The sequence below is a fragment of the Paenisporosarcina sp. TG20 genome (assembly GCF_000286315.1).
Lineage (GTDB): Bacteria > Bacillota > Bacilli > Bacillales_A > Planococcaceae > Paenisporosarcina.
Window position 1 is genome coordinate 1 of sequence record NZ_ALJG01000316.1, and the last position, 21,505, is coordinate 21,505.

16 protein-coding genes and 1 pseudogene are annotated in these 21,505 nt (G+C 36.3%); 2 read left to right on the plus strand and 15 right to left on the minus strand.

The features are described from left to right. Nucleotides 1-130: 130 nt before the first annotated feature. The 13 genes and pseudogenes from B371_RS21755 to B371_RS0112310 all read right to left on the minus strand — a co-directional run bounded on the left by B371_RS21755 (nt 131) and on the right by B371_RS0112310 (nt 15,274). Nucleotides 131-1,108, minus strand: a complete 978-nt coding sequence (locus B371_RS21755; protein WP_019414612.1) for a glycosyltransferase family A protein — start codon at nt 1,106-1,108, stop codon at nt 131-133. Between the two features lies 1 nt (nt 1,109). Then, on the minus strand, nt 1,110-2,567 hold the full coding sequence (locus B371_RS0112255) for a hypothetical protein (protein WP_157185199.1): 1,458 nt from the start codon (nt 2,565-2,567) through the stop codon (nt 1,110-1,112). A gap of 57 nt (nt 2,568-2,624) precedes the next feature. Next, a complete protein-coding gene (locus B371_RS0112260) occupies nt 2,625-3,782 on the minus strand; it encodes a glycosyltransferase (RefSeq protein WP_019414614.1) in 1,158 nt (385 codons plus the stop codon). A 663-nt stretch (nt 3,783-4,445) separates the two neighbouring features. Next, on the minus strand, nt 4,446-5,567 hold the full coding sequence (locus tag B371_RS0112265; RefSeq protein ID WP_019414615.1) for a glycosyltransferase family 4 protein: 1,122 nt from the start codon (nt 5,565-5,567) through the stop codon (nt 4,446-4,448). 9 nt (nt 5,568-5,576) lie between these two features. Beyond that, a complete protein-coding gene (locus tag B371_RS0112270) occupies nt 5,577-6,914 on the minus strand; it encodes a polysaccharide pyruvyl transferase family protein (protein WP_019414616.1) in 1,338 nt (445 codons plus the stop codon). A 13-nt stretch (nt 6,915-6,927) separates the two neighbouring features. After that, the gene (locus tag B371_RS0112275; protein ID WP_019414617.1) at nt 6,928-7,809 is read right to left on the minus strand and encodes an NAD-dependent epimerase/dehydratase family protein; all 882 of its coding nucleotides are present in this window, start codon (nt 7,807-7,809) and stop codon (nt 6,928-6,930) included. Between the two features lie 13 nt (nt 7,810-7,822). Next, complete coding sequence (locus B371_RS0112280; RefSeq protein ID WP_019414618.1) at nt 7,823-8,404, minus strand: sugar transferase; 582 nt, start codon at nt 8,402-8,404, stop codon at nt 7,823-7,825. Between the two features lie 231 nt (nt 8,405-8,635). Further along, nucleotides 8,636-9,997: pseudogene (locus B371_RS21760) on the minus strand (polysaccharide biosynthesis protein); the annotation flags it as partial. Between the two features lie 42 nt (nt 9,998-10,039). After that, nucleotides 10,040-10,921 (minus strand): UTP--glucose-1-phosphate uridylyltransferase GalU, encoded by an 882-nt coding sequence (gene galU / locus B371_RS0112290; protein WP_019414620.1) that lies wholly within the window; start codon nt 10,919-10,921, stop codon nt 10,040-10,042. A 107-nt stretch (nt 10,922-11,028) separates the two neighbouring features. Then, complete coding sequence (locus B371_RS0112295) at nt 11,029-12,870, minus strand: nucleoside-diphosphate sugar epimerase/dehydratase (protein WP_019414621.1); 1,842 nt, start codon at nt 12,868-12,870, stop codon at nt 11,029-11,031. Nucleotides 12,871-13,019: 149 nt separating this feature from the next. Beyond that, the gene (locus B371_RS0112300) at nt 13,020-13,784 is read right to left on the minus strand and encodes a tyrosine-protein phosphatase (protein WP_019414622.1); all 765 of its coding nucleotides are present in this window, start codon (nt 13,782-13,784) and stop codon (nt 13,020-13,022) included. Nucleotides 13,785-13,839: 55 nt separating this feature from the next. Beyond that, nucleotides 13,840-14,538, minus strand: a complete 699-nt coding sequence (locus B371_RS0112305) for a CpsD/CapB family tyrosine-protein kinase (RefSeq protein ID WP_019414623.1) — start codon at nt 14,536-14,538, stop codon at nt 13,840-13,842. A 7-nt stretch (nt 14,539-14,545) separates the two neighbouring features. Then, on the minus strand, nt 14,546-15,274 hold the full coding sequence (locus tag B371_RS0112310) for a YveK family protein (RefSeq protein WP_019414624.1): 729 nt from the start codon (nt 15,272-15,274) through the stop codon (nt 14,546-14,548). A 160-nt stretch (nt 15,275-15,434) separates the two neighbouring features. Between B371_RS0112310 and B371_RS0112315 the strand changes: the two genes are divergently transcribed. Both B371_RS0112315 and B371_RS0112320 read left to right on the plus strand, forming a co-directional pair. Beyond that, the gene (locus tag B371_RS0112315) at nt 15,435-16,286 is read left to right on the plus strand and encodes a hypothetical protein (protein WP_019414625.1); all 852 of its coding nucleotides are present in this window, start codon (nt 15,435-15,437) and stop codon (nt 16,284-16,286) included. 13 nt (nt 16,287-16,299) lie between these two features. Next, on the plus strand, nt 16,300-17,232 hold the full coding sequence (locus tag B371_RS0112320; protein WP_019414626.1) for an LCP family protein: 933 nt from the start codon (nt 16,300-16,302) through the stop codon (nt 17,230-17,232). A 354-nt stretch (nt 17,233-17,586) separates the two neighbouring features. On the opposite strand, the gene B371_RS22445 is transcribed toward B371_RS0112320, so the two are convergent. Beyond that, nucleotides 17,587-19,422 carry a cell wall-binding repeat-containing protein gene (locus B371_RS22445; protein WP_019414627.1) on the minus strand — a complete coding sequence of 612 codons (1,836 nt, stop codon included), beginning with the start codon at nt 19,420-19,422 and terminating at the stop codon, nt 17,587-17,589. A 787-nt stretch (nt 19,423-20,209) separates the two neighbouring features. Further along, the coding region (locus B371_RS21770) for a cell wall-binding repeat-containing protein (protein ID WP_019414628.1) at nt 20,210-21,505 on the minus strand (1,296 nt) is incomplete at its 5' end.

Sequence of the window (21,505 nt, forward strand, 5' to 3'; positions counted from 1 at the left end):
ATTTCTCCAGTCTGTTAATGTGTGTGTCGTAACTCTCATTATACAGGATTTGGGGAGGTGCTCTATTTTCTTGCTATTTTACCCTTAGAGCCGCAATGGCTCAGAATTATGAAATTGATTCAGATTAATACTATTTAAATCGATTTAATTTTTTAATTAGTACGGACCCTCTATAATAGCCAAAACTTAACCAAAAGATTTTTGCAATGCTATATTTGGTACCTTTTGTATTTGTTAAAATAATTTTACTTGATTTTAGATAGGTTGAAATTTTTTTCAACTCTATATCCTTTGGCAGATAGGGTAAAAGCGAAATTGTATTAGCAAATTTATTAGCAAAAAAAGTCTGAATTCGAACATTTTCGTCTTGTTTTTGAAACTTATAAACAAAATAATTATCATAAAAAACTTGAAGTTGTCCCATAACAGCTGAAGCAGACATTACGTTCGTTATCGATCCCTCTCGCTCCAACCTATAATTTATTACTGGAATATTAATTAGATAAAAGCTTTTACAAAGACGAATATACCGCATAAAAAATTCACAATCCTCTGCTCCAATTAAATTGTATTTAAAACGCAGTTTATTTTTATCAATAATTGATTTGAGATATATATTTTTACCAGCACCCCAAAAAGTAGTTTTACTAATAACCATACTTTCTAACATCTCATCTTGGTTTAAAAGTTGACTTTTACCTTGAATGGGAAGATAATCAATTATTTCTTTTTCTGTAGGAAACTTTTTGATTAAGGGACAAATCAGCATGTCTATAACTTCATTTCCTTTTAGCGCCTGCATGATTTTCTCAAGCCCAAAATCTTTCATATAGTCATCACCATCTACAAATATAAGATATTTTCCTTCAGCAATATCTATACCGGCATTGCGTGCATCTGATAATCCGCCATTCTTTTTATGAATAACTTTTATACGATTATCCATTTCCTCATATTTCACACATATATCAGAGCAACTATCTGGTGATCCATCATTTACCAAAATCAACTCATAATCCTTGAATGACTGCTCCAAAATACTATCAATACATTGAGGTAGGTATTTTTCAATATTATAAATTGGAACTATAATGCTTAGAAAAGGCAATTTATGAACCTCCTGTTTTATTAGAATTGTAAGTAATAGATTTTAACGTAAATCTACGATTTAATGTAAAAAGCAACCAGGGAAATAAAAAGTAGGCAATAAAATTCCCGAAAATAATTTGAACATTAAATCCCATACTCATAGCAAAAAACAATCCTATGTAACCATATATATACTTAAACTCAATTTGCTTTTCATTTTGAGATTTAAAATCAAATCTTACCATTAACCACTGGGCTATTATTGTAAAAAATACTGGGAAAAGAGGTAAATAAGCATAACTGTTTCCTAACAAAGGAATAATATGCGAAACATTTCCAACTTCTAAATAGAGATTAAAGTATATGTTTGTACGATCAGTTTGATCAATGAAATTAGAAATAAAAGGTAAACTTCCTAAAAAATCATTCATTATTGTAGAGATGCCAATCTGACTACCAAAAAACTCTGTCATATCAAGAGATTGAGCCACTACACGGGGACCAGAAAAATATTCTTGAAATTGGCCGAATAAAACATTAAAAATATCTCTATAAGGATTTAATGAAGAATCTAAAGCCCAAGAAAACTTATATATGGAAATCGCTGCAAATACTATAACAGTCATCGAAATAAGAATTCCATAGAAAATTTTAGGTGTTTTTGGAAACAACTGAGCTATCACTAACATACATAAAATACTCGAAAAGACAATGCTCCAGCGTGAAGTAGAAATCAGCATACTTAAGTAAAAAAATACCACTAACCATGCTAAAAGTATTGCTATGCCTTTATTTTTTTTATCATAAATTCCTTTTATAAAAGATAAGCTTAATAGCAAGAAGACTAATCTTATCATGGGTATTATCAATAAAAGTAATCCTGAGTATTGAATATCCGAAAAATTATCAGTGTTACTTCCTATTGAAGATAAGCTATTTGGCATCAATGCATCCGGACTTAAAACTAAAACAATTGGTAGGGCAACCAGCATAAATAAAACTACGATGCTTTTGTTATTCAAAATATTTGCGGCTATACTATTTATTTTTGAATATGACTTTTGTTTTTTGCTATAATGTAAAACTGCAAATATAGTGATGAAGTAGACCACTAGAAGTTCTAGTAGCATCAATGCAATTGCTAAACTCATACTACTTTCGGAAGGATTTGGACCAAAACCTAGACCATTATATGAAGAAGAAAACACAATAGAGAATGGCGTAATAACGTATCTAATGAATATTATTATATTTGCAGTTATAAACACTACACCGTAATTGTAATTTATTTTTGCTAGTACTCCATAATAAATTAAGGTAAACAATAGATAACCTAATGGCAATAGCCATAGTAGTTTATACGTATCATTATCTATAGATAGCAAAGTATAAATTGTAATCCCTAGTGCTATTAAAAATATTGTACTAATAAGCTGTTTATTATGCTTATTTCTAAATGGTTGTTCACTATTTTTCACCACTAAACTCGCTCCTAAAGGCTATACATTTCAAACATTTTAATTTTAAATACGAATTTATTTATCAACTTTTTTGTAATTTACAAATTCCATATAAAAATCCGTTCTCTTTTCATCTAAAATAACTTTATCGAATTCTTTTGCTTTGCTAAAGCTTCTCTTAGCTTCAATAAGCATTGAACTCTTATCCATCTTCTTAAGTAAGTCACATATCTCATCTACTGAACCATTATTAAATATAAATTCTTTATTTAACAACTCAGGTATTCCTCCCGTTGAAGATCCTAACACAGGACAAGCTCTACTCATTGCTTCTATCAAAGCACGTGGCAAGCCTTCTTGCTTACTTGGTTGAATATAAATATTTATATTATCTAGATAATCAAAAACTTTCTTGTGTGACAAGGCACCTAAAAATATAACTTTGTCAGCTACATCGTACTCTTTCGCCATAGACTTTAAATAATTGTTGTCTCCCCCTCCTGCAAGATGATATTCGAAATTGTATCCTTGTTTATTTAATTCTGATATTGCTTTGATTACGAACTCTTGACCTTTATATCGTACATTTAAAGCTGCAGTGGTACCGATAATAATAGGTTGTTTCTTTTCCATAAGACTAATTTTTTCTAATCTTTTCTCTAAAGTGTCTTCTCTTAATTCTGGCAGTACTACATCTGAGCATCCGATTGATTTTCCTTTATTAGGATATCTTCTTTGTAAAAATTCTTCAGTAACATAAACAGCATATGGAGCATCTTTTAATGTTATTTTTGTTAAAAACCACATAAATGGAGCAATTACTTTACCTTTCAGACTATGATTCCAAAAAGCATCCCAAGGACAACCGACTACTTCAATTAAATATTTTTTATTTGATTTTTTCGCATACCTTACAGCCAATATTCCATATAAGCTCGGCATTCTTACTACAATACAATTTTCATTTTGCACAGATTGTTTTATTCTTTTATTTATGTTCATAATATTTAAGTAACTTTTTTTTGTATTTACTAGATCTAATTTCACGTTAGTAACTTCATTATTTTCATTTATAAATCTCTCATGTTCTTCCTTGGCAAAAAGTTCGTTTGCAAATACAGTGACCTCTCCAAACCAATTAAGATATCTTTGAAAAACTTCGTTATTCAATGAGCCACTTGTATAGTATTTCCCGCTTTTTTTTATAAATTTGTGACTATGAAAAAAAATCATTTTTGTTTCTCCTTTAAATTTAAACTTAACTCATAATGACTTTGTTCAATAATTTGTGTTTTTTTGGAAATCTAACCGAGTTCGTCTAGATTCTTATTCAGCTTAATGAAAATCTGTGTTTTTTCAACACGGATTAGGAACGGCTGCTTGTGCAATTTCTGATATCACTCTAGGTGCTTCTCGGCGATCATCCTAGTTTCAAATGCATTAGAATATAGCCGATGTCATTCAAGTCTCGTTTTTTTCAACACGAATTTCCGGCTTAGTATCATAATTTAGCTACCTTTGAAGCATGTTGTACGGTTTACAGCGTTCTTGCTGACTTGTTATGATTGTGCTCTGGTTTCGTTTCAGTTGATGAACGATGTGTAAAAGGAATTTACTTCGAGCTAGTAATTCTTGAATACCATAAGTTCTCGGTTAACGATATGAGCATGATTCATTTGGAAATACTACTTTAGTTGATTTACGTTAACTACCATGCAGCCACTTGAGTTATTTTGTATTATAGCCGTTCGACTTACTATAATAATTTACGATTATTAGTATTTTAATTAAGTTTCTCGCCATTAAATACCACAAGACTATAAAAGCTTTTAAAATCGCTGAATTGCGATTATACTATTTACCCTAATTCTTTAGTGGTCAAAGCTGCTATCAAATTCAATTCTCACCCAGTAACTCTTTATAGATAACTTTATATTCTTCCAAAACATTTCCTAGTATATATGGGGTTAATTTCTTACATGCATTTATACCAAATTTTTCTCGTATGTCTTTATTTTCTAATAAATAATTAAATCTTTGAATTAACATATCATCATCATTATGGCTTACTACATATCCACTTTCCTGATCATTAACTAAATCTCTAAGTCCTCGTGTATCTGAGACAATACATGGTAATCCTTCTCTCATTGCTTCCATAATACTTTTCGGAAGACCCTCTCTATATGATAGTAGAGTAACCACATTAGTTATTTGTAATAATTTATCTATATCCTGTCTGTACCCTAAGAAATATATATCTTTCAAATCGTTGTCTTGTATATATTTTTCCAACTTTTTTTCTCCCGTGCCAGAACCCATTAATAGAAGTACGGCTTTCGAGTTTTCTGCTTTAATTTCCCGCCAATTTTCCAATAAGAAAATATGATTTTTATTTTCATTAAATTCAGCCACATACGAAATCACAATACTGTTTCCAGGTATCCCTATTTCTTTTAACAAAACTTTTTTCTCTTTCTTACTTAATTTTTTTTCACTTTCTTGTACCCCAACACCATGCACATAATGGACGGCACCTTCTCTGTAGTTCATTTTTAGAGCACGATTATAATCTTCCATGTTCATAGTGATTATATGAGATGTCCATTTCGCTGCTAGTTTTTCCAAAGTGAAATAAACAATCCAATTCTTTATAGGTGCCCCTTTAAAAAAGTGAAATCCATGAGCAGTATAAACCACGCCAAATTTTTGCTTTCTTGCTGCTAATCTAGTAATGAAAGCTGCAACAGGGGTATGTACATGAATAAATTTTATTGAGTTTTCTTTAAAATATTTAATTAGAATTCGATATGCCCTAATATTATTCAAACTCCATGGATTTCGATCAAAAGAAACATTAAAGCATTTAAATCCCATATCCTCTAATTTTCTTTTATCTTCAACATCATTTTTTGCTACACAAATAATTTCATATCCTTTATTTTCTAGATACTTCATATAAGGAACATGAAAGGCAATAAGATGTTTATAGACACTAGCTACAAATAATATTTTCATAATACGGCTTCAATTCACTTTCAATATTTTAGTTAAAACAAGAATCAATTCTTTGCGAAGAGCAGAATATTCTTTAATTTTAAAGTCAATTTTCTCTATATACTCTTTTTGATTTTCAACCATCATAAAAAATTTTTTTTCTAAAGAACTAGTATTCAAATCTTCTATAGGAATTTCATATTTCTCTAACCCTAGTTCTGTCATTATTCCTTTTCCTTTATTTCCACCATAAGATACCGCCAAAGAAGGCACCTTAGAAGAGAGAGAAAAAATCACCGAATGGAATCTAGTTCCCACTACAAAATTCATCTCTCCGTAGATTTTTTTCATTTGACTGGCGTTAAGAGATTTTTCCGAAATAACTTTGTATTCAAAATTTTTCATTTTTGAAACAATTTTTTTTATCGCTTCATTATCATCTTCATTTACACTAGGTCCCATAGTTTGAGCAATAAAAATAGGTGAGTAGCCTTTTTCGTGTAATTTTTTTGCAAATTCTATAAAAGCTTCGATATAATTTTCATAGGCTTGTATTGGGTTTAAATGCCCGTCAAAACGATAAGGTCTTACTGTAATACCTACATTTTTCCCGTTAAATTTAATTCCTTTTTCTTCAAGAAAACTTTTAGCATTAAATTGGTGATTATCTTCTAAGAAAAATCCTAAGTCAGGATAGAAAGGTATTTCTTTTCCCAATAATTTTTCAAGAGAATTTTTAGAGAATTTTTCTCTAACAGAAATAAATTCAACATTTTTTAAAACCTTTTTGATTATCCAAGTGGCAAATGGATTTTTAAATGGTCCAAATGAATTAGGCATGAAAATAACAGGTTTATTATGTTTTTTTGCTAGCATAGCGTAATATAAAAGATAGAACATAACATATGGATCTGTAGTTTTTCCATAACTATGGATAAATCCGCCACCTTTAAAAATAATTGCATCGTTTCTTTTAAATTGACTGTAACTATTAACAAAAGAATCAGTAAGAAACTTCAAAGCTATTTTATTTAATAGTCTATTTTTAGATAACAAGAGCAAACGCGGAATAAGGTCTTTAATAGCCTGTATTCCCCAATAAAGAAATTGGCTTTTAGAATAAAATTGGTTATTTTTCTCTTTTTCACCACGACCTGGATGATTCACTAGTGGGTCAATAAATTTGTGACCTCTTTGTTTCGTTTGATAAGACTGTAAATATTTTTCCTCTTCAGTCTCTCCACTATTAATTAATAGAAACTCTGCTTGCGAATCAATTTCTTTAAAAATATTAATTGTTTCCCAAATTAATGCTTGATCTCCTCTATTTAAATCCGTGTTTGTTGGAACAATAATATAATTCCCCATACTATCTCCTATTCTAGTCTTTATTTATTTTAGTTTTTTCTGACAGAGTAATACTTTCCTCAAAGCTCAAATTAGTATATTGAAAACTATTTATTTTACAGTCTTCATTTTTATAAACAATATTTCCAAACATTTTTCTAATAACAGAAAAGCTGTTTCCAAATACTCTAATTAAAAAACCTAGGAGATATGAGTTGTATATTCTTCTTTCATTATTAATCGCAATCTCATTAACCATTGCCAACGTATTAATATCCTCTGGATTTTTCACTAAAAACAACCCTGAATTTTCATTTTCAACTAAATACATTACTAAGTCAGATAAATGGCTAATGTAAATTAAACTTCGTTTATTATCTATTTTAGGAAATAAAGGTGCTTTTTTAGCTAACTTGCTTAATGCGCTATAATTACCAGGACAACCATATCCATAAATCATCGGAATTCGTAGTATGGAGACATGAAAATTATCAGATTGGAGAGTACTTATCTTTTGTTCCGCTTCCAACTTACTCTTCCCATAATAAGAAGTAGGCTTCTCTTTCGTTTCTTTAGAAATAATTGTATCTTCACCAATTCTTCCAATAAGACCATAAACAGCTATTGTACTTAAGAAAACAAATGATTTAACTCCTTCTGATTTTGCTTTTTCTGCCAATTCATATGTTAAATCTCTATTTATCTTATAATACAAAGATTCATTCTCTGCCTTTTCTTTTTGATGAACAATAGCAGCAACATGATAAATAGCATCATACATTGAGAAATTTTTTGTCTTCCACTCATCATTTCGAACAGATAGAAAATCGACTACCCAATCCATTTCAAGATCTATTAATCTCTTTTCAAACTGCCTGCCAGCATAACTATTTTCCCCAGTTACTAAAACGCGCATAGCTTAACACCTCTTACTTCCCCTCTTTAACCCCATCACTCTTCAAAACACTAAAAACAGTCCCAAAGAATATCTTAAAATCCAACCCCGGACTCCTTTTCTCCACATACTCTCCGTCAATCTTCGCCTTAACCTCAATTGCTAACTCATCTCTACCGCTAATCTGAGCAAGTCCTGTCAATCCAGGAAGCACATCATTCGCCTTATACTTATCCCGCTCCGCAATCAGATCATACTGATTCCAAAGAGCTGGCCTTGGACCAATGATGCTCATCTCACCTTTTACAATATTGATCAATTGCGGGAGTTCATCCAGACTCGTTTTACGCAAGAACTTGCCTACCGGTGTGATATAAGCATCCGGCTTATCCAGTAAATGCGTCGGCATATCATTCGGTGCATCAATTTTCATCGTTCTGAACTTCAATATATTAAACTCTTTCTTCCCTTTTCCAACCCTTCTTTGCTTGAAAAGAATTGGGCCTGGAGAATCCAGTTTGATGACTATACATAATAGAAGAAAAATAATGGATAAAGTTACGATTATGGCTAAAGACAATGTGAAATCGATTATTCTTTTCAGTACTAAGAACATCTCTTGTTCCCCTTTCATTTTTCAATATCTTGCACACTCTTTTAACTCTATAAGTTCAATGTAAGAATTATAAATACTGTTAAAGATATGGAGCAAAACAGCGTAGACGCCTGCGGGACCAGCGAAGTGCTGAACTAACTCGGGCATCTAGCCCGAGTTAGTTCAGCGCAAACCCGCGACAAGCTTAGCTGTTTTGCGGAATATCGATGAGAATAGTATATTTAGTTCTACTTATACACTAGAAACCAAAGACTTCTTACTCTCCATATTCCGTCGATTCGCCAACCCAATCAAAACATCCTTAACCTCTTGACTACTCATCTCACCCAACTTCTCCATCAACAAGATCAACTCTAACTCCGCAGCCGGATTCGCCCTCCCGACATAAATCTTCGGAAACACCATCTCGCTCTGAATTTCGTCCTCATTCAACAACTCTTCAAAAAGCTTCTCTCCTGGACGGATCCCCGTCTCTTTAATCGGAATATCCAACTCTGTATAACCCGACAACGGAATTAAATTGCGCGCAAGATCAACAATTTTGACCGGTTCGCCCATATCCAGCACGAACACTTCTCCGCCTTCTGCTAACGTCCCTGCTTGAATCACTAACCGAGAAGCCTCCGGAATCGTCATGAAGTATCGTGTCATCCGCAAATCCGTAATCGTCACCGGACCGCCTGTCGCAATTTGCTTTTTAAACAACGGAATAACACTGCCTCGTGAACCCAGTACATTACCGAAACGAACTGCAACAAATTTTGTATGACTACGCTTCGCCAAATTCTGCACAAGCATCTCCGCAAACCGTTTGGTTGCTCCCATTACGTTCGGTGGATTAACCGCTTTATCCGTTGATACCATCACAAAATTTCCGACACCACTCAAGTGAGCTGCATCTGCGACATTTTTCGTCCCAAAAATATTGTTTTTGACCGCTTCCATCGGATTGCCTTCCATTAACGGCACATGCTTATGTGCCGCTGCGTGATAAACAACATCCGGTTTATACATCTCCGTAAGATCAAGTATCCGTTTTCTGTCTTGGACATCCGCGATAATTGGAATGATTTCAGTATCAGGTGTTACGTTCTTTCTTAACTCCATATCGATCAAATAAATCGAATTTTCGCCATATCCGAGAAGCAATAACTGCTTCGGTCCAAACCGCATAATTTGTCTCGAGATTTCTGAACCCATTGAACCACCAGCACCCGTAACTAAAATCGTTTTGCCTGTTAACTGGTTAGCGATTTTGTTCATATCGAGCTGGACTTCATTACGCCCGAGAAGATCTTCAATTTTCACATCGTGCATATCCGTAACCGAAACTTTTCCCGTCATGATGTCTTCAATCATCGGAATCGTCTGCGTGTGTATGCCTGATTCTACGCAGCGTTTCATCAGCTCCGTACTTTCTTGTCGGCTCATCGAAGGAATCGCTACAATAATTCGCTCGATTTCATTGTCTTGAATAATTTCATCGATTGAATCTGTACTCGCGTTTGCTACACGGATGCCATGAATTTCATAGCCATGCTTGTTCTTGTCATCATCGACATACAAAACGGACAATAGGCCGTTTTCTGTATTATCCTATTACTGGCGTACCACCAAGGTGATTAATCAACACCTTTATTTGAAAGATTTTTTACTCTCCAAAATCCCCTCAAGAAACTCAACCAACTCTTCCCTCAACCCATCATCCTGCAACGCAAACTCCACAGTAGTCTTAACAAACCCAATCTTATCCCCAACATCATACCGCTTACCCTCAAAATCATAAGCAAACACCCGCTGAACTTGATTCAATCGCTCAATAGCATCAGTCAACTGAATCTCACCACCAGCACCCGCACCCTGTTTCTCAAGGAAATGGAAAATCTCAGGCGTCAAAATATAACGTCCCATAATCGCAAGATTAGAAGGAGCAGTCCCTAAAACAGGTTTTTCCACAAAACTATCTACCTTATACAATCTTCCATCTCTCTCAAGAGGAGCAATAATCCCATAACGATTCGTCTCATTATCAGGTACCTGTTGAACCCCAATAACCGAAGCACCAGTCTCATCATATTGATTCATCAATTGGCGCAGGCACGGAGTGTCTGCCTGAACAATATCATCCCCAAGAAGAACAGCAAAAGGCTCGTCGCCAATGAACTTCTTCGCACATAAAACAGCATGTCCAAGTCCTAGTGGTTCTTTTTGACGTATGAAATGAATTTCAACCTTCGAGCTTTCTCTCACTTTTTCCAACAACTCGAACTTTTCTTTTCGAATTAAGTTTTCTTCTAACTCAAAGGCATTATCAAAATGATCTTCAATCGCTCGTTTACCTTTACCCGTTACTATAATAATATCTTCAATACCTGATGCAATAGCTTCCTCTACAATATATTGAATAGTAGGTTTGTCCACTATCGGCAACATTTCCTTAGGCATCGCTTTAGTCGCCGGCAAGAAACGTGTACCCAGTCCAGCAGCAGGAATAATAGCTTTTCTTACCTTTTTCATATCATTTCCTCCCTCTAAATGAATCTCCCAAAAATAATCTCATGTCCCGAAAGGGACGTCATCTACTCAAGTAAGAATAAGAATAAATGGTCTTACTCAAATCAAAATCACCCAACAACATCAACCATCTGTTCACTACTAACCTCAACATTCCTCCGATTCGCAACCCCAACCAAAGTATCCTTCAACTCAACACCCGAAAGCCCCGGTATCTTCTCAAGCAAAAACATCAACTCATGCTTCGATATCGGCGTAGCCTTCCCAACATAAATCTTAGAAAAAACAACCTCACTCTGTCGCTCACTATCATTCATCAATTCCTCAAACAACTTCTCACCAGGACGTATCCCAGACTCTTTAATCTCAATCTCACCCTCAGCATAACCCGAAAGCCTTATCAAATTCTTCGCAAGATCAGAAATCTTGACAGGTTCCCCCATATCCAAAACAAAAACTTCCCCACCATTAGCCAAAGTCCCCGCCTGAATAACAAGCCGCGAGGCTTCCGGAATCGTCATAAAATACCTCGTCATTCTCATATCGGTTATCGTCACAGGCCCCCCTGCCGCAATCTGCTTCGTAAACAAAGGAACAACACTACCGCGTGATCCAAGCACATTACCAAAACGCACCGCAGCAAACTTCGTCTTACTATCCTTCGCCAAGTTCTGCACAATCATCTCCGCAAAACGCTTCGTAGCACCCATGACATTCGGTGGATTCACTGCTTTATCCGTCGATACCATCACAAAGTTACTGACCCCGAACGTATCCGCAGCCTCCGCAACATTCTTCGTACCAAAGATATTATTCTTCACAGCTTCCATCGGATTATATTCCATCAACGGCACATGCTTATGAGCCGCCGCATGATAAATTACATCAGGTCTATACTCTTCAATCAGATCAAAAATCCTCGCCCGATCTTGAACGTCCGCAATCACAGGCCGAAGGTCTGTAACTCCATCAAAGTTATTCCGAAGTTCCTGATCAATTAAATAAATCGAATTCTCACCATGTCCTAACAATATCAACTGCTTAGGACTAAATCTCATCACTTGCCTACATATCTCAGATCCTATCGAACCGCCTGCACCAGTAACTAAAATCGTTTTACCAGTAATATTCTCAGATATAACTTTCATATCGAGTTTTACCTCTTCACGACCTAGTAAATCCTCAATTTTCACATCGCGAATCTCTTTTACAGAAACTTTACCGCTCAGCAAGTCTTCAATTAGTGGAATCATTTGCGTTCTGACACCTGTATCAACCGCTATTTTAGCTATTCTCGTTGACTCTTGTTTTGATAATGAAGGAATCGCTAATATAATATGTTGAATGTCGAATTTTTTCACAAGTTCTGGAATATTTTTCATCTTCCCTCTTACACGCAGCCCATAAATCTCCAATCCTTGCATTTGGTGATTATCATCTACAAACAAAATGGGATCAAGTTCTGCATGTTCCGGATTATGACTAAGTTGTCTTGCTACCATACTGCCAGCTGCTCCAGCACCCACGATTAGCGTCTTTTTCTTTTGACTTGTATCGGTCTTCATCATGGTATCTCGAACTAAACGCCAAGATAATCTCGAACCACCGATTAGTAAAATATGAAGCATCCATGTGATTAATAGTGCTCGGACTATTACATCTCCACGAATAGCGTATTGAATCAATGCTACAAACAAAATCGATATAGTCACAGCTTTAAAAATACCAGTTAATTCTTTAATCGACGCGTATTCCCATACTTTGCGATACAACCCGTAATAACTAGCTAATATATGATGAGCTACTAATAAAGCAAGAGAGCTTGCAATTAAATAACGACTGGTTAATGGGTTCACTACTGGGTGCAATAAAAAGTATCCTAAAAAAATCGAAAAAAGAACGATACCCGAATCTACAAATACTAACATCGATACTCTTTTCCTAATTGTCATCCCACCACCCCTTACTATTTTCCTATGATATTTCTAGTAACTTAATTAAATTCATGCTAATGGTACTAACTAAAAAGCAAGCAGTCAACAGGAAACCTGTCGCATTTTGTCGAATCCTAAAATTTTAATGTATGTAACTAGTATTGTTATTAGTATTGCCACCATTTGGGTTTTTTAATCTCTTCAGGTTCTAATAATATCATCTCTTGGTTGGTTATAATACGAGCATTATTTTCCAATAAAATGTCAGCTGATTCTGACATCTTCAATTTATCTAAATACTCAAGCCCTTTATTAAACAACGATGGCCGTGTTGACATATTATGTACATCAGATCCATAGACTTGAACTAAGTTTGCTGCAACTAATTGCACAGCTGTTCGTTGGATCGTTTTGCCAAAATGTCCTACTAAACTACCTGCTGTGACTTGTGCCAAGGCTCCATGCTGGATGAGCTTCGCTAAACGACTCGGTTTTTCAACAATCGAGCGATTTCGTTCTGGGTGAGCAATGATAGGAATTTTGTTTTGATTTAATAATTGTTGAATGATTTGTATTGTAAATGTTGGAATTCCTTGTGACGGCAATTCTATTAGTACATACTTCGAGTTAGCGAGTCCAAGCGCTTCACCACTCATTATATCGCGTGTAGTTTGATCACTAACTCGGATTTCTTGCCCTGGGAAAATAGTAATTGGAATGCCTCGTTTTATACATTCATCATTTAATTCTTTTACTTGTATATTGATATCATTAAATGAAGTATGAAATTGAGGATGAAAGGCATGTGATGTAGCAATGATATTTGTTATCCCTTCGCTAACCGCCTGCTCCAAAAGTTCTATTGATTCCTCTCTCGTATTAGGACCATCGTCCACCCCTGCTAATATGTGACTGTGCATATCAATAATCATATAGTCCCTCTATCCTATGTATAAATTCAAAAAACTAAAGAGCAAAGGTGTCCCTTTACTCTTTAGACCCATAATATTGGTAGTAGTCTTGATTTTTCGATAATTCATAGTTGTTAATAACTACCCCTAAAATATGTGCTTTTGCTGTTAATAGTAATTCTTTGGCTTTAACGGCATTTTCTTTATTGGTTTCTTTTGAACTCACTACGAAAATCGTACCATCGCATTTATTGCTAAGAACTTGTGCATCCGTTACCGACAACGCAGGTGGTGCATCAAAAATGATCATGTCATAACGCTTTTTTAGATCTTCTATTAACATATCCATTGGAATAGATGTTAGTAGTTCAGCGGGATTTGGTGGAATCGGACCTGACGTAATGATGTGAAGCCCTTCAATACCGGTTTCTTTTACCGTTTCTTCAATTGAACTTTGACGTGTTAATAAATTTGATAGTCCTAATGTGTTTGTTACATGGAAAGTATAGTGAGCAGTTGGTTTTCTCATATCCGCATCGACTATTACCACGCTTTTACCTTCCTGTGCAAATAACACAGCTAAGTTAGAAGCTGTCGTCGATTTCCCTTCACCTGGTGAAGAAGAAGTTACTAACACGGTTTGTAACTCCCCTTTGGGCATGGAAAAATTAATATTAGTCCGTAAAGTACGATATTGCTCGGATACAAACGATTTTGGATTGGAGCGAGTGATGAGCTTGCGAGCCACTTGTTGTAATATTTTTTTCTTCGCCATAACTTACCTAACCTCGCTTCCTTCTTTGTGCAATTGTTTGACTTTCCGTGACCATTTCACTATCTGGTATCGAACTGATTAAACCAAGTATAGGGAATCCTAATGTATCTTCTACGTCTTGTTCTGTCTTAATTGTTGTATCTAAGTATTCTAATAAGAACGCAATCCCCACTCCTAGCATTAAACCAACTACTGCTGCTATTGCCATATTCAATGGTGGATTTGGGTTAACTGGTGAAGGGTTGTCCGGTAGTTGAGCTGCAGCTAGAATATTCACGTTGTCAGCATCCATTAACGTTTGAATTTCTTCTTGGAACACAGAAGCTACTGTATTCGCTATATCTACCGCTAGTTTCGGGTTTTCATCTTCGACAGTAATATTGACAACTTGAGAGTTTTGTTCACTGTTTACCGTAATTTGCCCTTCTAGTCCCTTGCCTGTTGTCGGTAAATCTAATTCTTGTACAACTTTATCTAGAATTGCAGCACTCTCAATAATTACATAATATGTGTTGATTAATTGCAAGTCAGTCCGAATAGCAGATTCACTGAGTGCTGCTGCATCTGTTTTTTCTTGATTAATCAAAATTTGCGTTGTTGCTTGATAGCTCGGTGTGATTAAAACATAGCTGATTACCCCACTAACTGTAATCGCTAATGCTGTTAATATAGCTATTAATGCGATTCTTTTACGTAACGTTCTAAACAAATCCTGTAAACTGATTGTTTCTTCCATCTTCTGACTGACTCCTTTTATACACATTTATCGACAATGGATTTATTATAGCATATTTCATTTTCAAAAAACTGAACTTTTTCAATTAATTGTGCTAATTTATCTAAATTTATGCTATTGTAATTAAATACTTACTAGGTTCTTATAGAAGGAGATGCATATGAATAAAACAACATTATTGACTGGACTCGTCATAGTAGGTTGTATTGCGACACTTATTGTAAGCTATACGGTTTATAATTCGCGAATAGAATCTTTAGCAATTCAAACAGGCTATGCTCCTATCAAATCATCAGAAAAAGAAGACTCACCAAAGAAAAAGCAATCATCTGAAACAGAAACTGAATCACCAGACACACAAGAACAATCAGAAACCACTTCCCTTACAGCTGAACAAATTGAATCTATTACAGCTAATATGTCAGAGGAAGTCAGTAGCGTTGTTTCTTCTCGTCTACAAGCTGGGGAAATAATTGACCTATTGATAATAGGATCGTCTTCTATTGAAGGAAGTCCCGGGTATGGTGATATACTTACTGCCAATTTAGCAGAAACTTACGGAGAATGGATTGAAACGACAACTGTTTCTTATAGTGAGAACACAGAGACTCTAGTAAATGACCTTGACGGCACTCTAGTCGATTGGTCAAATGACTATGATATCGTTTTACTAGAAGGAATGAACTTATCAAATAATGGCGAAGTTGTAGTAGAAGATTCAATCATCCATATTGAAACAATTAATGCTAAAGTGAAACAAAATGTCACTGACGCCGTCTTAGTAGTGCACCCTTCTCAACCTTTAGCAAGCGCAGTCTATTATCCTGCTGAAGTCGACGCGTTTAAAATGTATTTAACGAATCAAGGATTTACCTATATTGATCACTGGGCAGACTGGCCAGTTGGTAGTCAAGACGAGATGAATACATACTTAACACAAGAAAGTACACCAAATGAGCAAGGTGCAGCATTGTGGGCTTCTTCACTTTCCACATTCTTCACAGGAAACTAACGGAGGAATTTAGATGAAGCGTTCGGACTTAAAGAAGAAAAAGAAAAAATGGCCATGGATTGTTGTAGGAGTTATTTTCTTAATAGGAATTGTTTATCTTTTAAGCGTCTACATGAGCTTCTCCTCTGCACTAAAGGAAATTCGTAGCCCAATTGAACGAGAGATTTCGGATATGCGTTTAAATGAAATTCAACTCGAAGAAAAAGATCCATTCTCCGTATTGATGCTTGGTGTAGACGAGCGTGAAGGAGATGCTGGACGTTCTGATACGATTATCGTTATGACGATTAATCCAAACGATAAATCAACTAAAATGGTCAGTATTCCACGTGATACGTATACGGAGATTATTGGTGAAGGCTTTAACGATAAAATTAATCATGCCTACGCATTTGGAGGCATCGAAATGTCATTAGCGACGGTTGAGAACTTACTCGACATCCCAATTGACTATGTAGTTGAAGTGAATATGGAAGGGTTCGAAGACATAGTAGATGCAGTTGACGGAGTTACCGTTAACAATACTCTTGATTTTTCTGTTGGTAATTTCAATTATCCAACAGGTAACATCACATTAAACGGTGAAGAAGCACTATCCTATGTTCGCATGCGTTATGACGATCCCGGGGGCGACTTCGGTCGTCAAAACCGTCAAAAACAAGTCATCCAAGCTGTCATGAGCGAAGGCGCATCCGTTAAAAGCTTATTGAATTACCGCAGCATCTTTAATGCACTAGGAGCAAACGTCCAAACCAACATGACCTTTGACGAAATGGTCGACGTCCAACAAAATTATAGTGGCGCTGTTGGAACAATCGATCAACTATACTTCGAAAAAGGCTCAGGCGGTAAAAGAGACGACGGTATCTGGTACTACTACATGAACGAAACCGAATTAGCAGAAAAACAAGCAATACTAAAAGAACATCTTCAACTAAACAAATGAGCCACTCCCCCTCATTCGCAGCCGCGAATGAGGGGGTTTTAAATCAAAGGCCAACGGCCATGTATTTAAACACTATATCGAGTTTAGTTTTCGAGTCGCTCCGTAGCGCAAAACCTGCTGCATCATAACCTTGTGACTGAAAGAGCCGAGCTACGTGACTCCGTCACGTAGCTCGGCTTTTTTCTTATAGGCAATCTTGCGGCAGATGTGCGTCCTTCGCTCCCCTACAACCCGAATGTACAAAGTGTTTTTGATTTGGTGGACGAGAGAATTGACACTAATTTCATAGAAAGTAGCGGCCTAAGATGATATTTCGGCCTTTTTTTGCTTTCTTTAAAGTATATTCAATTACTCTTACTGAAACAAACTCCCACTAATAGCCACTTCTCCACCCAAAAGAGTAAAGTTTCGGATATCATAATACTCTATCAATTGTGCAGTTGGTTCCGGTATAGAATTTTGTTTCACCAATATAATAGGAGCTCCATTCTTAGCCGCAAGTACCGAACCTGTCAAAGCATCCGCGAACCCTTGACCAGTTGCTACATAGACTCTCTCAGTCGAAATACCTAATAACTCAACAACAGCTACTGCCGTTGCATAACGATCATTCCCGGCGATTCTCATCGGATTATTTAATTGATTGAAAACAGTAGGCGAAACTGCTTTATTCCCGCCCATTACAATCGTATTCGGAATAGATTCTACTGCTTTGTTCGTTTCAATTGGCAAACGATCTGATCTAGTCAACAATATAGGATAGCCATTTTGTGCAGCAAAAGAAGAAATGGCTAATGCATCTGGATAATTATATCCGTCTGTAACGATAGCTGCCTCCGGATTGCCTCCCATTCGCTTAGCAATTCTTGCAGCTGTATCGAAACGATTATCTCCAGCAATTCGCTCTACACTAATTCCCATTGATATAAGACTAGCATCTATTGTTTTAGAAACCGCGTTATCTCCACCCACGATAATGACATTTTCCGTTTTTAAACGTTTCAATTCCGCAATGGTCTCAGCGGCCAATGATTTTTGTTTTGTTAAAAGAATTGGTGCATCCAGCTGATAAGCAAGCGGAGATGCCGCAAGTGCATCTGGGAAATCATAACCTAAAGCTAAAATAACCGTTGAAGCAGTGTCCCAACCTTCTTTAGAAATAGCGATGGCTGTTTTTATCCGATCTTCCCCGTAAATACGATCAACAATAGGAGCTTCTTTATTATTAACAATTACAAAACGTGATGAACCTGAGTTGCCCGCAGCATCATCAACAGTCACTGTTAAAGTATTGCTTCCACGCACAGTTGTAGGAATGTCCAAGTAAAATGAACCATCTTGATTTAAAGTAATAGGACCATTTTGAAGTACTTTCCCATCCGGGCCTTTCATTTGGAACATTGCATCTAACTTAGAGTTCAAGTCATACTCTAAGCCATACAAAGTTAACTCATTATTATAATCGATGTATTTATCAGTGACTTGCCCCTCAAATTCGAAACTTGCAGTATCAGTTACTAGAACAGTATCTGTAGTAATAACTGGGTCCGTTGTTTTTACCACAACTGGTCCAGTCCAAACTGTAACAGAATCACTAACAGATCCATCAGGGGGAAATCCTGTAAAGTCAATTGTATATAATCCATCTGGAATTGCTTCTTCTTGTTCAGTTGCCCAGTCTAAGTACATGCCATCAATATGTAATTCATACCTGTCAGCTGGTAAACTATCTCCAAAAGCGAAGACGCCTTTGTAACCATCATTATATGCTCCTCCTGTAGGGTCTAACATATCCCATAATTCAACGAGATAATAACCGAAGTTCATTGTTGTGCCTATAGTTAATAGGGTATCATCATTAAATCCGTCCCCATCGAACGATAAATCAGTTTCTGTAAGATAGAATTCTTCTACACCATTGAAGTCAGCACTGATAGGTGATGAACTTTTAGTTTCCTTAATTTCTGATAAGCCTTGTAAGTCCTTGTGAAGTGATACACCAACCTCCAACTCATTAAGTTGTTCAATGGTGGCAGCCTTTAATTGCAAAGTACTGTCGTTTTTTCCTGTCGGCTTAAGTGGTTTCCCTTGTTGCGTGTTTGCTAATACCGAGAATGGTGATAGCAATGATAAAACTAATCCAACAGCCACTATGCTACTTAAAGACTTCAAAAACCTACTCTTTTTCAATTCTCTTTCCCCCTCATAATAAAACCCATAATTTAGTTGTTTTTCTAAACTACGGACTAATATATTACTTATTTACTAGGAATAGAAGTAAGTATTTTAAAATATTAATTATGTCCTCGGTTACCAAGCCTCACTACGTTCTGCCTTGCCCTCCAACAGAAATGTCTGCCATCGTTTAATTCTTCTTTCCTTAATGGAACCCGCGAGAGTGTCATCGACTGCCTGTCTGGTGTGCCGCTAGAGTGTGGTGGTGATTTGAGACACAATTTGAGGAGCAATTGTGTCTCAAATCGGAAGAATCATACTGCAAGCGATTACTATAGAGACCTACCCCCACGGGTTCAGGCGTATACACGTATGTCCTTGGTGTCAAGCATCACTGCGTTCTGCCTTGCACAAATTATAGATCGTTGTCTGCCGCCGTTTTTTTTTCTTTACTGTGTGTAGGGGAGATTGAAGATACTCTAAAGAAACCAGTAAAGGCCGAAATAGTATCTTCGGCCGCCTGTTCATTAAATTAAGTGTCTATTCCCTCGTCCACCAAATCCACAAAACTATATTTATACTGGTTGTAGGGGAGCGACGGACGCAAGCCCACCGTAAGATACCCTAAACGAAAGAAGCCGAGCTGCGTTAAACAATCACGCAGCTCGGCTCTTTCATTCACAAGGCTATGATGTAGTAGGTCGTGCGCCCCATAGCGACCCGGAAACCTATTTTGATACAGTGTTACAAACCACTTGCAAGAGTGACTAGCATCTTTAGTTAAGCATCCAATGAATTCTACTTACTGAAACAAACTACTACTAATAGCCACTTCTCCACCCAAAAGAGTAAAGTTTCTGATATCATAATCCTCAATTAATTGTGCAGTTGGTGCCGGTATAGAATTTTGTCGTACCAAAATAATAGGAGCCCCATTCTTAGCCGCAAGTACCGAACCTGTCAAAGCATCTGCGAACCCTTGACCAGTTGCTACATAGACTTTATCCGTCGGTAGTTTGAATGCGTCGATAACCGCTACTGCTGTTGCGTAACGATCATCCCCTTTAATTCTCACAGGATTATTCAGTTGTTTAAATACAGCGTCTGAGACTGCTAAATTACCACCCATGACAATCGTGTTCGGAATCAATTTTAAGCCATTTTTCGTTTCAGTTGGCAAGCGGTCAGATCTAGTTAACAAAATTGGATAGCCATTTTGTGCAGCATAAGAAGAAATGGACAGTGCATCCGGGAAATTGAAACCATCAGTGACGATTGCTTTGTGAGGATTGCCTCCCAATCGTTTAGCGATTTTTGCAGCTGTATCGAAGCGATTTTCTCCATCAATTCTCTCTACACTTATTCCCATCGACTGAAGATTAGCATCTATTGTTTTTGAAACCGCGATGTCCCCACCCACGATGATGACATTGTTCGTTTTTAAACGCTTCAGCTCTTCAATGGTCTCAGGAGCCAATGATTTTTGCCTCGTCAAAAGAATTGGTGCATCCAGTTGATAAGCTAGCGGAGATGCTGCTAGTGCATCTGGGAAATCAAAACCATGAGCTAAAATAACGGTTGAAGCAGTATCCCAACCTTCTTTAGAAATAGCGATGGCTGTTTTTATCCGATCTTCCCCGTAAATACGATCTACCACTAACTCTGTTTGTTCTATAGTAACAAGAACAGTTTCCGAGTTATCACCATACGTAACTGTAATGCTTGTTGTTCCTACTACTTTAGCGGTAATTTTACCTTTACTTACCGATACTACTGCATCATCTGCAATTACATATGTTGCGTCTTCAGTAACATCAGTTAATACGTCTTCCTTACCCGCTTCTTTCAATGTTTGTATGACTGATAGTTGTTGTGTTTCCCCCTCTTTTAAGTTAACGCTTGACGGGTTAACTGAAAGAGTGATTACATCAGCTTTATTAACCTTTACCTGGACTATTGTAACTACGTCCTCGTATGTGACTGTTATTTCAGTTGTACCTTCTGCTATTGCAGAGACATTGCCTTTATCAACCGATATAATCGAATTGTCAAAACCACTGTAAGTAGCAACTTCTGTTACATTTTCATCTGTTTTTGA